13 protein-coding genes are annotated in these 15,747 nt (G+C 40.6%); 7 read left to right on the top strand and 6 right to left on the bottom strand.

The features are described from left to right. The first annotated feature begins 105 nt into the window (after positions 1 to 105). The gene (locus LX92_RS00315) at positions 106 to 1,248 is read left to right on the top strand and encodes a Gfo/Idh/MocA family protein (RefSeq protein ID WP_109648290.1); all 1,143 of its coding nucleotides are present in this window, start codon (positions 106 to 108) and stop codon (positions 1,246 to 1,248) included. A gap of 112 nt (positions 1,249 to 1,360) precedes the next feature. Here LX92_RS00315 and LX92_RS00310 read toward each other — a convergent pair whose 3' ends face one another. Then, positions 1,361 to 1,828, bottom strand: a complete 468-nt coding sequence (locus LX92_RS00310; protein ID WP_109649013.1) for an ASCH domain-containing protein — start codon at positions 1,826 to 1,828, stop codon at positions 1,361 to 1,363. A 360-nt stretch (positions 1,829 to 2,188) separates the two neighbouring features. Between LX92_RS00310 and LX92_RS00305 the strand changes: the two genes are divergently transcribed. The 4 genes from LX92_RS00305 (at position 2,189) to nadD (ending at position 5,416) form a co-directional block, all read left to right on the top strand. Next, positions 2,189 to 3,241, top strand: a complete 1,053-nt coding sequence (locus LX92_RS00305) for a sugar phosphate isomerase/epimerase family protein (protein ID WP_109648289.1) — start codon at positions 2,189 to 2,191, stop codon at positions 3,239 to 3,241. Positions 3,242 to 3,378: 137 nt separating this feature from the next. After that, positions 3,379 to 4,236 (top strand): YicC/YloC family endoribonuclease, encoded by an 858-nt coding sequence (locus LX92_RS00300; protein WP_109648288.1) that lies wholly within the window; start codon positions 3,379 to 3,381, stop codon positions 4,234 to 4,236. Continuing rightward, a complete protein-coding gene (gmk, locus tag LX92_RS00295) occupies positions 4,236 to 4,829 on the top strand; it encodes a guanylate kinase (protein ID WP_109648287.1) in 594 nt (197 codons plus the stop codon). Before LX92_RS00300 ends, gmk begins: the two co-directional genes overlap by 1 nt. Positions 4,830 to 4,831: 2 nt before the next feature. Then, positions 4,832 to 5,416: a nicotinate (nicotinamide) nucleotide adenylyltransferase gene (nadD, locus tag LX92_RS00290; RefSeq protein WP_109648286.1), complete on the top strand. Its 585-nt coding sequence runs from the start codon at positions 4,832 to 4,834 to the stop codon at positions 5,414 to 5,416. Between the two features lie 152 nt (positions 5,417 to 5,568). Here nadD and LX92_RS00285 read toward each other — a convergent pair whose 3' ends face one another. Both LX92_RS00285 and LX92_RS00280 read right to left on the bottom strand, forming a co-directional pair. After that, positions 5,569 to 6,294 carry a DUF6503 family protein gene (locus tag LX92_RS00285; protein WP_109648285.1) on the bottom strand — a complete coding sequence of 242 codons (726 nt, stop codon included), beginning with the start codon at positions 6,292 to 6,294 and terminating at the stop codon, positions 5,569 to 5,571. Positions 6,295 to 6,490: 196 nt separating this feature from the next. After that, entirely contained in the window at positions 6,491 to 8,779 is a 2,289-nt protein-coding gene (locus LX92_RS00280; RefSeq protein WP_109648284.1) for an inorganic phosphate transporter, read from the bottom strand. 383 nt (positions 8,780 to 9,162) lie between these two features. Here LX92_RS00280 and LX92_RS00275 point away from each other — a divergent pair, with 383 nt between their 5' ends. After that, the gene (locus tag LX92_RS00275) at positions 9,163 to 10,929 is read left to right on the top strand and encodes a Na/Pi cotransporter family protein (RefSeq protein WP_223308294.1); all 1,767 of its coding nucleotides are present in this window, start codon (positions 9,163 to 9,165) and stop codon (positions 10,927 to 10,929) included. Between the two features lie 29 nt (positions 10,930 to 10,958). Here LX92_RS00275 and LX92_RS00270 read toward each other — a convergent pair whose 3' ends face one another. Further along, on the bottom strand, positions 10,959 to 13,226 hold the full coding sequence (locus tag LX92_RS00270) for an inorganic phosphate transporter (protein WP_109648283.1): 2,268 nt from the start codon (positions 13,224 to 13,226) through the stop codon (positions 10,959 to 10,961). 209 nt (positions 13,227 to 13,435) lie between these two features. Then, positions 13,436 to 14,641, bottom strand: coding sequence for a porin (locus LX92_RS00265; RefSeq protein WP_109649011.1), 1,206 nt, complete (start codon positions 14,639 to 14,641; stop codon positions 13,436 to 13,438). Between the two features lie 269 nt (positions 14,642 to 14,910). Between LX92_RS00265 and LX92_RS00260 the strand changes: the two genes are divergently transcribed. Then, the gene (locus tag LX92_RS00260; protein ID WP_109648282.1) at positions 14,911 to 15,264 is read left to right on the top strand and encodes a toxin-antitoxin system YwqK family antitoxin; all 354 of its coding nucleotides are present in this window, start codon (positions 14,911 to 14,913) and stop codon (positions 15,262 to 15,264) included. Between the two features lie 71 nt (positions 15,265 to 15,335). On the opposite strand, the gene LX92_RS00255 is transcribed toward LX92_RS00260, so the two are convergent. Continuing rightward, positions 15,336 to 15,719, bottom strand: coding sequence for a carboxypeptidase-like regulatory domain-containing protein (locus LX92_RS00255; protein ID WP_109648281.1), 384 nt, complete (start codon positions 15,717 to 15,719; stop codon positions 15,336 to 15,338). Positions 15,720 to 15,747 lie beyond the last annotated feature (28 nt).

Below are 15,747 nucleotides of genomic sequence, written 5' to 3'. Positions count from 1 at the left end.
TTGACGGTTCCTACTACGATAGACACTAACAGGTTTGGTCCTGCTTTAAAACAATGGTTCAAAATTAAGTAGTTGATTTTATAAGATTTAAAAAAAGAGTAATTCATGCCAAAAAAACTTAGACTTGGGGTTTTAGGAGGTAGTGGTGATTCCCTTATTGGGATTTTACATCGCGTAGCCTCACAGATCAATGATAATTATGAAATAGTGGCTGCTGTTTTTACCCCCGATTTTGAAAGGAACAAGGCGTTTGCCAGTGAAATCGATATGCCATTGGATCGCGTTTATAGTGATTTCGACACTTTTGTTGTTGAGGAAATGGGATTGCCAGAAAATGAACGTGTTCAGGTATGCGCGATCTTGACTCCAAACTACCTGCATTACCCGATGGCCTTGAAATTGTTGGAAAACGGATTTCATGTAATTTGTGAAAAACCGATGACAACCACATTGCAAGAGGCGAAGGAATTACAAACGGCCCATAAGAACGCAGGAACCGTATTTGCATTGACCCATACCTATACCGGTTATCCTATGGTACGCCAAATGCGGGAAATGATAAAGGCCGGCGTTTTGGGGAAAATCCACAAGGTAGATGCCGTTTATTATCAAGGCTGGATCAATACCATAATCCATGATAAGGAGAAACGCGCCTCTGTGTGGCGATTAGACCCGGAAAAGGCAGGTGTCAGTTCCTGTATGGGTGATATTGGGGTACATGCCTTTAATATGCTGGAATACACTACCGGACTTAAGGTAAAATCAATTTTAAGCGATTTCAATTATCTATATAACGATAACCCTATGGATATTGACGGTACCGTGTTGGTAAGAATGGGAGACCATGTAAAAGGGGTTATACGGGCCAGTCAAGTGGCCACTGGTGAGGAAAATGGACTGGCGATTTCTATTTATGGTGAAAAAGGGGCGTTTAAGTGGCAACAGGAAGACCCTAATTTCCTATATCTCTTAAGCGATACGGAACCTACCAAGATCTATAAACCAGGGCATGCTTATAATTCAGCGTTTTCCTTGGATGGCACAAAATTGCCAGCAGGTCATCCTGAGGGTATTTTTGATGCGATGGCCAATATTTATAAGGGGGCGGCAAAGGCTATTAGGAACCAGGAATATAACGATGGGGAATTCCCTACAATGCTGGATGGTGTTCGTGGCATGGACTTTATCGAAGCTACCGTGGCCTCACATAAAGGGGGTAATGTTTGGGTCGATTTGGAAAATCAATAAATACAGGGAAAAGGGTAAGGTTGAAGCCATTTGCGGTTTTACATCATGATTAGCTGGGGTATATGCAAATTAGGGGTTGCCTTTTGGATGATTTTTTTAGGAAGGGATTTGTTTATTTTCTTTCAAAAACCTTTTCAATCGATTCACAAACGATGATCATACTTTCCCGGGGTACCCTTTGAAAGGGTGCCAGTTCCCGTGTAAAATAATCCCAATGTACTTTTTTCCAATGGGCGAGGCTTTTATCACCTTCCCCCTCCAATTGTGCGTATTCCCCATCGATACTGAAATAAGGTTTCAATTGCACAGAGGTGGTGCGCACAATGCACTGTGCCTTTCCATTCCAATCGGTCACCACGGTAAAGTCGCCGATTTTAGGTAATGGTTCCTTTCTGTATTGTAGTCCTAAAAGGGAATGGGTGATGACCTTCTTAATTCCATTTTTAACCAATAGGGCACACTCGTTGGCATCTTTTTCATTGTCAAAAAAATGCATTGTTTTCGGAGCCTCGGCAAAGGCATCTTCCAGATGGTTGTCTAAGTAATCTCCCCACATATTGCGGGCTGATGCGTTATCCATGGTCGTATTGTAATTTAATTGCTTCCATTGTACGGGATACAATGTGGCTCAATCTATAAAACGTAAAAGCGTATGGTTTAGTACGCTGGTAATTCCATATACTTCAAATTTAGTGAACGGAAAAATATTAGCTGGTGTTGCCGGCTTTATTTTGCAAAACCATATCCAAAATCCTGATCGGGTACCAGAAACACCTTCCAATCGTATTACTATTTGGATTATGATGTATTTGTTATCTTTATGAATCAAGTCCGAAGAAACAAAGGTCAACTTCCAAAGGATTAAATATAGCGTATATTCTTTGATTTACGACCTAACTCTTTTAACTGTCAGTATAATAACCATATTAAATCATACCAAATGAAAACAATTAAGGGACCTGCCGTTTTTTTGGCGCAATTTGTAGATAGTAAAGCACCTTTTAATTCCATGGATGGAATGTGTAAATGGGCATCGGATTTGGGTTATAAGGGGATACAAATACCTACATGGGAAGGTTTTTTGATTGATTTGGACAAGGCGGCAGAAAGCCAGACCTATTGCGATGAGCTAAAGGGCAAGGTCAATTCTTACGGTTTGGAGATCACGGAGTTGTCTACCCATTTGCAAGGGCAATTGGTGGCCGTGCACCCTGCCTACGATCTTATGTTCGATAGTTTCGCCCCCGACAAGCTTAAGAACAACCCAAAAGCCAGGACGGAATGGGCGGTCGAAGTAGTGAAAAAAGCCGCTACCGCAAGTCGCAGATTGGGCATAAAGGCACATGCCACTTTTTCTGGGTCGCTATTATGGCATACCATGCATCCTTGGCCCCAAAGGCCAAAAGGTTTGGTTGAGATGGGTTTTAAGGAATTGGCGAAGCGTTGGTTGCCCATATTGAACCATTTTGACGCGGAAGGGGTTGATGTGTGCTACGAAATACATCCGGGCGAGGATTTACACGACGGGGATACCTTTGAACGTTTTCTCAAGGCAACTGGTAACCATAAAAGAGTGAATATACTCTATGACCCGAGCCATTTTGTACTTCAACAATTGGATTATCTTGCCTACATCGATCATTATCACGAATTCATCAGGTCTTTTCACGTGAAGGATTCCGAATTTAACCCTACGGGTAAGAAAGGTGCATTCGGCGGTTATAATGATTGGGGAGATCGAGCCGGTAGATATCGATCGTTGGGTGACGGACAAATAGATTTTAAGAGTATTTTTTCCAAACTAACCCAATACGGCTGTGATGTTTGGGCGGTAATGGAGTGGGAGTGTTGTATTAAAAGTCCGGAACAAGGGGCAAGGGAAGGTGCCCAATTCATTCAAGACCATATTATAGAGGCTACCGAAAAGACCTTTGATGATTTTGCAGGTACCGAAATAGATAAGGATGCTCTAAGAAAAATCCTGGGTATTTAAAAATCCGAATAATGCCAGTGGCTTACAATTGTAAATTTTGATAAAGAGTAGGGCTGTTTAAATTGGACTGAACAGGGAGTTATGGGGTATTTGGCAAACTACAATTGCTTATCTTTGCGGGAAATAAAAAATACTCCATGATTCAATCCATGACGGGATTTGGGAAGCACACCATACAACTCCCCACTAAAAAAGTAACGGTAGAATTAAAATCACTGAACAGTAAAAGTCTTGACTTAAATGCGAGGATGCCCTCTGCCTATAGGGCCAAGGAATTGGAATTGCGGAAAGTCATCGCCAGTTCATTGGTGAGGGGTAAGGTAGATTTCGGATTGTATGTAGAGTATACAGGGGATGAAACTTCGGCCCAAGTGAATGAAGGGGTAGTGAGGCAATACATGAAACAATTGAAATCGATAGCGGATGGTGAGGATCTGAGGTTGTTGGAAATGGCCTTGCGTTTACCCGATGCCATGAAGACCGAAAGGGAAGATATCGATGAAGAGGAATACAAGACCATACAGTTGGCACTGAAGGAAGCCTTATCCGAGATAAATAAATTTCGATCAGAAGAAGGTTCAGTGTTGGAAAGCGATTTTATTCAGCGCATAAAGAACCTTGAGGCTTTGTTGGCTCAAGTTATAGAAATGGACCCCCAAAGACAGGCAACTATTCGTGAACGATTGGAAAAAGCAGTTTCGGACCTAAAAGCCGAAGTGGATGAAAACCGGTTTGAACAAGAGCTGATCTATTATTTGGAAAAGTATGATATCACCGAGGAGAAGGTGCGTTTGGCCAATCATCTTGATTATTTCTCCAAAACCTTGAAGTCCTCAGACAGTAATGGTAAAAAATTAGGGTTCATTAGCCAGGAAATTGGCAGGGAAGTCAATACTATTGGTTCAAAGGCCAATTTTGCTCCTATGCAACAACTCGTTGTACAAATGAAGGATGAGCTAGAAAAAATAAAAGAACAAATGCTTAATGTTTTGTGATGGAAGGAGGTAAACTGATCATATTTTCTGCCCCATCGGGTAGTGGTAAGACCACGATTGTACGTTACTTATTGGAACAGCCCGAGTTGAACCTGGCTTTTTCGGTATCGGCCACATCTAGGCCACGCAGGGGCAAGGAGAAAAACGGGGAACATTATTATTTTATGACTGTTTCAGAGTTTAAGAAACACATAAAAAATGATGATTTCCTTGAATGGGAGGAAGTGTATAGGGATAACTTCTATGGCACCCTAAAGACTGAAGTCGAACGACTTTGGGCTGAAGGCAAGAATGTGATCTTTGATATTGATGTGGTCGGCGGACTACGGATCAAAAAGAAATATCCCGATGTGACACTTGCTGTGTTTGTTAAACCACCCAGTGTTGACGAACTTAAGATTCGTTTGAAAAAACGAAGTACGGAAAGTGATGATAAAATCAATATGCGTATTGCAAAAGCTTCGGTAGAGTTGGCTACAGCACCCCAATTCGATAAGGTAATCAAGAATTACGATTTGGATACGGCCCTGATAGAGGCAAAGAATCTAGTCGCTGAATATGTGGGGGCAAAAACTTCCAAAACCGAAGGGTGAAAATGAAAAAGGTCGGGTTATATTTCGGTACATTCAACCCCATACATATTGGCCATTTGGTAATAGCCAATCATATGGTGGAATTCTCCGATTTAGATGAAATATGGTTTGTTATCACGCCAATGAGTCCGTTTAAGACCAAGAAAACCCTGTTGGACAACCATCATAGATACCAAATGGTATTTGAAGCTACGAAAGAGTATCCCAAACTGAAGCCAAGTAAGATAGAGTTTGATTTGCCGCAACCGAACTATACCATTAATACGTTGGTCCATTTAGGGGAGCAGTATGGGAATGATCATGACTTTTCCTTGATTATGGGAGAGGACAATCTAAAGGGTTTCCACAAGTGGAAAAATTATGGGGTCATTCTCGAAAACTATTCCATTTATGTATACCCCAGGGTTTCGGAAGGGAAGGTAGACCATCAGTTTAAGGGACATCCAAGGATACATCATGTAGATGCACCCATTATGGAGATTTCATCGACCTTCATTCGCAAAAACCATAAGAAGGGCAAGAACATCAAACCTTTGTTGCCCTATGAGGTTTGGCGCTATATGGATGAGATGAATTTTTATCGATAGAAAGTCCTCTTTTGCCAATAGGGTTAGTCAATGGGAGAATCCCTTTGAGGTAATTCCGTAGTGCCTCGTTTCCTTATATTTTAATTCGTTTACCGCTGTTTTGGGTTTGATTTTATAATACTTGGCGGTTATCCCGACAGTATGGTCGTTGATTATTTTAAGGGTTCTGCCTTTGTTAGAATATCGATACCCAAAAGTCTGTCATCACTATTGGTATACCAAGCCCTTGTCTTGGGTATTTTCATACTGGCCACATTCTCAACATCACTTAGAAGAATATACTCCCCATCATTTTTTGATTCATCGTGATAAAATTGATACACTTCCATGGCATAAGTAGTGGGGTCAAAGTAAAAATACCAAGTGTCTTTGCCTATACCTTCCTCGTAATTCACTTTTAAGACCAAGTATTCCTTGCCCTTGAAGGTTTTTGTCTCAACGTTGGGGTCTATGATTGTTCCCGGGTCTTTTAATTTCATGGGAAGGCCATAGAGATAGGTGTAATAGTCCTTCGTCTTCAGTGTTTGTTCGCAGCTTAACCGATAGGTCTTTCTATCTTCATCGGAGATGGTGGTCTCGCCGTTTAATTTTAAGGTGCAATCGTTTTTCTCCACCATAAGCTCTAGCACTATATCGTCTTCCCGAAAGGTGGTTATTTTAAAATATTCCTTGGGAAGGTTTATTTCGATTTCACTTTGGCGTTCTTTACCATCGGCATATTGTAGTGTAATGAACAATTTGCCAGCAAACAGGTTCCAGAGTTGATTTGGATCGTGATAGGCGATGGCTTTATCCAGTAATTGGGTTGAAGTTAAATCTTGGCCCGTGACAGTTTGTAAACCAACCATTACGATCATTGTTAGGAGAAACCTTTTCATTTATTCGTTTTTTTATAAAAATCCAAAATTGGCCAGGATAAAAATTTGATGTGCAGAACGCATGCATGGCAAATGTAAATCCTGTTGGCAATCGCGACGAATAATCCGGTTGGTATATGATTGATTATGTCAACGTCGACCTTGGCCTTATGGCAATTTTGCCCAATATAGACATTTTGGTGGTCTCCGAAAGAACTTATTCATCAAGTCTGGCAGGTTTAACACTACTGTCGTGTTCATTGTAGTATGATTCCATGAGGCTTATTGTGCTTTTCAAGAGATCCTTGGTCTCCAATAACAATGAAAAATATAGGGTGGTATTCTTAGGGCTCGATTCCTCGGTCCTAGTCCGTGCTACTTGTTTTTGTATTTTTTCGGTGACCATGTCAAAGAGATTTTGCTTGTTCTGAAGGAGAATGCCCATCCTCTCAAAAGATCGGTTATCAAAGGCTTCCTTCGTGTTATTGAACAATGTTTCCAATTCCTGGTCAATTTGTTTTAACTCTTTTATTTGGTTGTATTTTAATTTACTGTGATTATTATTGACATGCTTATGGCATATTTTGGCAATATAATCAAGGGATTGGGCGATGTCAGTCAGATTTCCTAGAATTGTAATGTAGAAATTACTGGCACCTATGCTGGTTTCGTCAAGGTTTTTGATAAAGTAAAATATGTTATCCCTAAGTTCATCAATCTCCTTAGACAGTTTATAGACCTGTTTTTTCCCTTTCTTTAGTTGATCAAGATCTTGTCGGGCAAGTCCGTTGATAGAGTTCGTATAGATCTTGTTGGTACGCTTGATCACATTGGCGATATTGTGTACACTCTCTTCGATAACGCCTTGTATAGAACTGCTCTCAGCTTTACGTAGGCTATCTTCCGCCTTTATTTCCTTTGATTTTTTGTTATAGGAAATATAACTTCTTATGAGCAACAAAATAGCCGCGAACAATAGTACGGCAAGCGCAGCGCCTTTTCCAAAACTGATAATGGTCAATATGGCACCTGAGGCAACAAAGGCAATAATTGCGGTTCCAAACCATCCCCCGATGACATTCAAGACACCTGCAACCCTATATACGGCACTCTCTGGTCCCCACGCCCTATCGGCCAATGATGTTCCCATGGCCACCATAAAAGTGACATAGGTTGTGGATAAAGGAAGTTTGTAGGAGGTGGCTATCGAAATTAGGATGCCAGCAACCATTAAGTTCACGGCAGCCCGCACCATATCAAAGGCAGGTAGCTCATAGCTTTTATCTTTGGAAAGGTGTATTACTGGTTTTTTAAAACGTGCATCTACCTTTTTTCTTACTGATTTAGGAAAGATCAATGTTAGTTGTGACATAAGTATGGAAAGCCTCACAATGCCACGTGAAAGTACATTGGGCTCAAAACGTTCGTTTGAGGCACCTTCCCTGGAAAGGTTTATTTCAGTATCGGCTACGTGACGTGCTTTTTTCGAAAACCACAATGTGGCTACCATGATCATACCGGAAATGAACAGCAGTAAAGTTGGGGTAGGAACCTTGTTGGCAAGTATGGCCATACTGAATTCGGTAGCGGCAACCCCGGAGGCTGACCATGCTTCATAGGATTGGAAGGCAGCAATAGGTACCCCGATGAAATTCACCAAGTCATTGCCGGCAAAGGCCAAGGCCAGGGCAAAAGTGCCAACGCCAATGATCAGTTTGTAAATATTGACTTTAGCAAGGGTCATTAAAAAGAAGGATAGGATAGACCAGATCGTGAAATTCACGAGGATCAGAAACCAAACCTTTTGTTCCAAGAAATCACTTATGGTCATACCACCGATCAAATCAAAGGACTGACTGGCATAAGTGGTGCCTTTGATGCCTTTCATTAAAATGAAGTAGGTGATGGCGGAAAGGGCAATGCCTCCGAATAAGGCGCCGACCCATTTGGCCTTTTTCTCAAAATTGTAAGACAATAGCAAACGGGAGATCCATTGCACCATGGCACCCACGGTAAATGCAACAACGACTGAAAGCAAAATACCCAGTATTATTTCCAGGGCTTTTGAAGTGTTTATATAATCCAGCACATTGGTATAGTCACCGCCGCTATCCCATATTTTGATCATAGACATGGCGACAGCTGCCCCTAAGAGTTCAAAAACAATTGAAACCGTCGTCGAGGTGGGCATGCCCAAGGTGTTGAAGAAATCCAACAAAAGAATATCGGTAATCATCACGGCCATGAAAATGAACATGATTTCATTGAACATGAATTCACTTGGGTTGAAAATACCTTTTCTGGCTACCTCCATCATCCCACTGGAGAATATGGCACCAAGAGCGATACCAACACTGGCAACGATCATAATGGTTTTAAAGGAGATGGCCTTTGAGCCAATGGCGGAATTCAAAAAGTTCACGGCATCATTACTAACGCCTACAACCAAATCAGCAACGGCTAGGAAAGCCAGTGCAATAATCATCAGAAGGTAAATATTATCCATACATAACTATTCAAGGAAACATGCAAACGTACTGCAAATATTATAGGCAAATGTGATCTTAACGTTATGAATTTCAGTTCATACTGTATTTTATTCTTTTTATTGATTTCCTGTTTTTTTTGATTCTTGATCTATATTTTCGGGGATAATGAAAAAGATGATCAATAGAAACTGGTTTTTAGCCCCATTTGTGTAAAGAATCCGGGCTTTTCGAATAACATAAAATTAACATTATATTTACTTAAGGGTAATATCGTCTCTTGGGATACATGGGTTTTATGGTGGTTTCAAGGGATTCATGGAAATTAAAGGTCGCTGTATTTGTGATTTTTCAACCATTGATTATATTCCCTAATTTTTCAAAGTTGTTAAAATACATTGGCATGGGGCTGTTTAAAAAATTGTTGTTTTATATTTTGCTGGGAATATTGGCAGTGCTTTTGTTGATTAATTCCAATCTAAAGACCATAGGGGCGGGTGTGGCCATCCTGTTATTTGGGATGATCATGTTGGAAGAAGGTTTTAGGGTCTTTACCAAAGGCCCCCTGCAAAACCTTTTAAAACGGGCTACCCATAAACTATATAAGAGTATTGGTGTTGGGGCCGTGGTTACGGCTTTAATCCAATCGAGTTCCTTGGTTTCGGTAATTACCATTTCGTTCATTAGTGCAGGATTGATTACATTAAACGGTGGTCTTGGGTTGATTTTCGGGGCGAATATCGGTACTACGGCCACGGCTTGGTTGGTCGCTGTATTTGGATTGAAATTGCAGATCTCCGCTTTGGCGATGCCCATGCTCGTATTCGGGGTTGTTTTTTCTTTTCAAAAGAAGGCTGAATTTAAGGGTTTGGGCAATGTCTTGGCGGGCTTAGGTTTTTTCTTTCTTGGTATTCACTACATGAAAGAGGGTTTTGATGTTTTCAAAGCCTATATCGATTTGACCCAATATGCCATTCCCGGGTTTTGGGGAGTGGTGGTGTATACAGGTCTGGGAATATTGGTAACCACCATACTACAATCGAGTAGTGCCACCTTGGCCCTGATTTTGGCCGCCTTGTCTGCAGGCCAGATCGAATATGAAAATGCCTTGGCATTGGCCATTGGGGCGAATGTGGGTACAACCATTACCGCGGTATTGGGGTCCTTGGGGTCCAATGTGGCTGGAAGACGTTTGGCAGGGGCACATTTAATTTTCAATCTAGTGACGGGTTTGGTGGCACTGGTCTTTATTTACCCGTTGGCGGATCTGGTTAATATATTGTCCGAGGTGGTAGGGATAGCCACTACTGATTATACTTTGAAACTAGCTCTCTTCCATACTATTTTCAATATTTTAGGGGTGCTTATCATGATTCCTTTCATTAAAAAACTGGAACACTTTTTACTGGTATTCTTTAAGGAAAAAGTGGGTCAGGATATCGATGAGCCCAAGTTCTTGAACGAGACCGTACTACAATTTCCCTCTGGCGTAATCGTATCATTGATCAATGAGGCAAAGTATTTGTACGAAAATGCAATTTTTGAAATCGTAGCCCATGGACTTAATATCCATCGGGAAGCGATTATATCAAACATAGGGATAAAAGAGATTGTTAAGGGCTCTAAGGAGGATTTTAAAACCAATGTAAGGGAATTGTATTCGAGCAAGGTAAAAACCATCTATGGCGAAATCATAAGATATGCTACTACGGCACAAAGTGATTTAAAGATGACCAAGGTGCAGAATACGCGGTTATCCGAGATAAGGATCGCAAGTCGCAAGATGGTAGAGATTATCGAGGATGTTCGTGAACTGGGTAGGAATGTGTCCTACTATCTAAATTCCGACAATAAATATATTAGTAAAGAGTATGATAAGTTCAGGAAGAAGATCGTAAAAGTTTTACGCGTTATCTATTTGTTCAGAAAAGAAGTGGACCGGGAAGCCCAGTATTCAAAATTATTGGTGCTTAAGGAGGAAGCTAGAAAAGGCAAGCACCAAAGCACAAAATCGATAAACAAACTGATTCGGAACGATTTGATAACCGTTGATATGGCTTCTTCATTGGTAAATGACAACGATCATGTTAACGATATTGTCAAAAAATTGATCGAAGTGGCGGAGTTGTTATATGGGGAAACCGACACTTTGTTGGAAGTTCGAAAATAAGAAAGTATCGTTTTTTGGTTTTTTTATTTTCAATCTATCGGTTCCTGACCTATTGTGCTATTTCTATGTTCTTCAAAATAAAGATTTAGAATATCCATGTTCGCTTTGATAAGGTCTTTGGTTTCCAATAAAATATTAAAGTAGAGGGTCGTGTTCTTAGGACTCGATTCCTCAAATCTTGTACGTTCCACCTGTTTTTGGATGGATTCCTTAACGTAGGCCAACAAATCCTGCTTTTCTTGGAGAATATTGGGTTTTATATCATGAAAGGAACGCGCATCGAATATTTTGCCTATTTCAGAACATAAGTGCACCAATTTCTCGTTGATGTACAACAATTCCTCAGCTTGTTTTTTCTTTAGGGCCTTATGGTTGTTGTTAACATGTTTATGGCTGACTTTTGCTATCAGGCTAGATGATTGTGCAACGTCCTGAATGCTTCCGATAACATCGATATAGAATTTACTGGCCCCTAAATAGGAGTCGTCCAGATCTTTGATGAAATAGAAAATATCATTCTGAAGTTCCTCAATTTCATTTTCAAGTTTTACTACGGTCTTTTTTGCCTTTTTTAACGCATCGAGATCTTGATTGATCAATCCATTAATGGTAATTTGGTTTATTTTACTTACCCGCCTAAGTGCTTTTGAAATGTTATCCGCACTTTCTTCTATAACCCCATGGATAGATTGGCTCTCAGCCTTACTCAGACTATCCTCAGCTTTAACTTCCCTTGATTTTTTGGTGTGTTTTATGTAGTTCCGTGTCAATAGTAAAATGGCCAATAATAATAAGACCGCAATCATGGCGCTACCACCCAAATGGATCAAATAGGCAACAGTCCCTGCAGCAATAAAAGCACACAGGGCGGTAAAGAACCATCCTCCAATGACATTAAGTACTCCAGCGACCCTGTAAACGGCACTTTCGCTACCCCATGCCCTGTCCGCCAAGGAAGAACCCATGGCGACCATGAAGGTCACGTAGGTGGTTGATAAGGGTAGTTTCATTGATGTCGCGATCGAAATAAGTACACTGGCTACCATGAGGTTGACAGCTGCCCGCACCAAGTCGAACGCAGGAAGTTCATGTTCCTTGCCTTTCGGGAGTTTGATAACGGGTTTCGTAAATTGTTGGTCTATACGGGTTTGAAGGGAATTCGGAATAACGGTTGCCGTATATTTTGCAGCCAATATCGTAGTTCTGACCAAGGTTCTGGACAAGAAATTCGGATTAAAACGTTCTTTTGTCTCTGCCTGACTAGAAAGGTCGATGGAGGTTTTCACTACTTTTTTAGCCTTGCTGGAAAACCATAAGGTCAAGACCATTATCAAACCGGCACCAAGAAGAAAAGTGGTAGGGGTAGGTACTTTTGTGCCTAAAACGCCCATGGCGAATTCGTTGGCTGGTACTCCTGAGATGACCCAAGCCTCATAGGATTGATAGGCCGCAATAGGTACCCCAATAAAATTAACAAGGTCATTACCGGCAAAGGCCAATGCCAAGGCAAAAGTCCCTACCGCAATAATGAGTTTGTATATGTTCTTTTTGAAAACGGCAATAACAACATAGGATAAGAGGGACCAAATTATAAAACATAAGGCAATGATAATAGCAGTCTTGCCTTCGATCATGGGTTTGATTTCAGCATAATAATCCGTTCCTTTCAATCCTTTGATAAAGATAAAATAGGTAATCGCTGCCAAGGCGAATCCTCCAAATACAGATCCTACCCAATTCGCTTTTTTTTCAAAATTGAAGGATAGCAAAAGACGGGATACATATTGGACCAAGGCCCCGACCGAGAAGGCGACAACCACGGACAATAGAATACCCAGTATAATTTCGGTGGCTTTTGTTGTATTGATATAATTAACGACCTCTGAAAATGAACCGCCATCCATGCCTATTTTGATAAGGGCCATGGCAACCGCTGCACCCAATAATTCAAAAACAATGGATACGGTCGTGGAGGTAGGCATGCCCAAGGTGTTGAAAAAGTCGAGCAAGAGAATATCGGTGATCATAACGGCCATGAATATGATCATGATTTCACTGAACATAAATTCCCCTGGCACAAAAATACCTTTTCTAGCAACTTCCATTAGTCCACTGGAGAATACAGCACCACATGCGATACCCAAACTGGCCACGATCATTATGGTTTTAAAGGAGATGGCCTTGGAACCAAGTGCGGAATTCAGGAAATTAACGGCGTCATTACTAACCCCTACAACGAGATCCGCTATGGCTAAAATGGCCAGTGCTATGATCATTAAAAAGTAAATGTTATCCATAAAAGAACTTTTGAAAGTAACGGCGTAAACATAGCCTTAACCCTATGGTCTAAAGTTACCAAAATGTTATGAATATGTTAAATCAATACTATATGTTGCGGATAAAAAATATTTCAATAAAACGATTTCCACATTTTGGATGTGAAATGGATTTCAGGAAAACATCTTCAATCACTTAAACTTTTATATTCGTATATCCCTTTTTTAAATTAAAAATGAACGTCTAATTGCAAGCGATACATTATCCTGTCCGATCCACCATCTACTGACAAATAACTTAAGTCGGTCTGAACCTTCAGTTTATGACCAACAATATACTTAGAAAAACCAAGAGTATATTGGGTTTCAGGATTTCTTCCTGTAATGGCCTCGTCCAAGTTGATTTCGGTGTACCTGCCAGACACTTCCCAATTGCCACGGAAAAGATATCCTGTTTGTAGATTAAGTCCATGGCCCACTTGTACTTCATCACCCGTTAATGTGCCATCCGAATTTTTAGCAATGGGATCCTTGGCATCCCGATGTACATATTCGCCCATTAATGAAAAGCCCTGATACTTGAACATGGCATCTAAAAAGAAAGTATTGATATTGGTTTCGTAAAAACCGGTATCATTGGTCATATAGGAGCCTTGGTTGCTTCTTGTCTTTACTGCATTTTGGTTACTGTCATAGGTCGCGGCAAGCATTAACTTCGGTTTCGTTTCCCTTTGTAGGTCACTGCCACTGTATTCCCCATTCCCTTCAAAGGTTCCGAAAGGCAATAATTCCAAACGCGTGGTATATTGGTGGCCCCCCAAATTGCCACTGGTGATATTTCTACCTTCCCCCTGGGAGATGGCGAATTTTTCCCGAATCAAAAAGTTGTTCTTTACATAGAAATGATGCCGTAATTGAATTCCTTGGTCACGGTCAATATTAAATCTACTATTGACCAAAGATCGATCTACCTGTTGCAGGTTTCCTGAGGAAATGACCCGCTCAATGTTTCCGGGCAGTTTGGTCTGACCCACCCATAATTCGAAATTTTCATAAAAATTCCACATAATGACGGCATCGAGGATATATCTAGGGGCATTGCCGGTATAGGTGGAGGCACCTGAAATATCACGGTTGGATAGTCCCAGTTCGAGTTTGTACTTAAGTTTTGGCGTATAGGCAAACCCATTGAATTTTAGTCGAGCCCTACGCACCAGAAAATTTTGCTCTGGATCGACCCAATTATCGTCATCACCCTTATTCCAGGTATTGGTTGAGAGAAACTGCATACGTGCAGCGATTTTCATGCTCCACGTACTGTCTTTTCCAACAAGGTTAAATAGGCCTTTGCCAAATTTAGGCGCATTTGTCTCTTGTGAATAGGAAATAATGGTCCCTAGGAAAACAAACAATACGGTTATATGTCTGAAGTTCATTGCGTTAATGGTTTTGCGCGGTATGGAACCCATACCGTGTCAAGATAATGTTTTCTAAACGTTAAGCAATGGATTTGGCTGAAAAAGGAATCCATTATTGTGGTACTTATGAAAGGGTATTGCAATGGGTTATTTGGTTCAATGGGCCCATTTTATGGGTAATTGGAAAATAATGAAGTCATAAGGCGATCGTTTTTAATGTAAAGTAAACGTTAAGTGAACGTAAAAAAAACGTATCTTCGTACTAGTCATTACAAGAAAGATCGATCATGAAAAACATTTTAATACTCCTAACCGTACTATTGGCAACGTCATTTGCATATGCCCAACAAGAAAATAAGGTCGGTTTAAATGAAGAAACCGAATTGATAGAAGCTACTTATTTTCATGACAATGGAATTGTAAGTCAAGTAGGGACTTTTAACCTTGATGGAAAGTTACATGGGGAATGGACAAGTTTTAACGAAGAAGGTAAAAAGATTTCTGAAGGCGCCTATTTAAATGGGCGTAAAGTAGGGAAATGGACATTTTGGGTCGGTGATCAAATGAAGGAAGTAAGATATAGCAATAACGAGATTGCTAGTGTCGACGGTGTTAAAAAAGAAGGACTAGCAAAGAATTGACGATAATTTAACCAATCAAAACGAAGACATCCCGCCAAAAGCGGGATGTTTTTTTATATCAAATATGCGTCTTACCTTAAACTTGGTCCTCTGGTAAATTCTTTTTGTATGGTTTTAGTAATGGCCATATCACTCCCAAATAATGTTTTCTGCGACAAACCGCCATTAACTTCTGCAATCTTATCTTTTTCGACCTGTACGGGTATCTCTAATTTTTCATAACCGGCATAGCTGACGATTAAAGTATGTTGCCCTACGGGAATATCTTTCAGTTCAAAATTCCCATGAAAATTGGTCTGTGTTGCTTTGGAACCCCCTTTAATTTGCACATTTGCCAATAGCATGGGTTCGTTTTCGATTTCCAAGTCCATTATTTTTCCGGAAATAGCGCCTTTTTCTTGGGCACAAACACCAAGGGTAATAAATAGAGCAAGAATAGAAGTTAGTTTCTTCATGGGTTAAAAATTGACTGCAAATAAAACG

Source organism: Maribacter polysiphoniae, from assembly GCF_003148665.1.
In the GTDB taxonomy this organism is placed as follows: domain Bacteria; phylum Bacteroidota; class Bacteroidia; order Flavobacteriales; family Flavobacteriaceae; genus Maribacter_A; species Maribacter_A polysiphoniae.
Note: the sequence above shows the minus strand (reverse complement) of the source record. Positions and strands in the feature narration are given on the sequence as shown.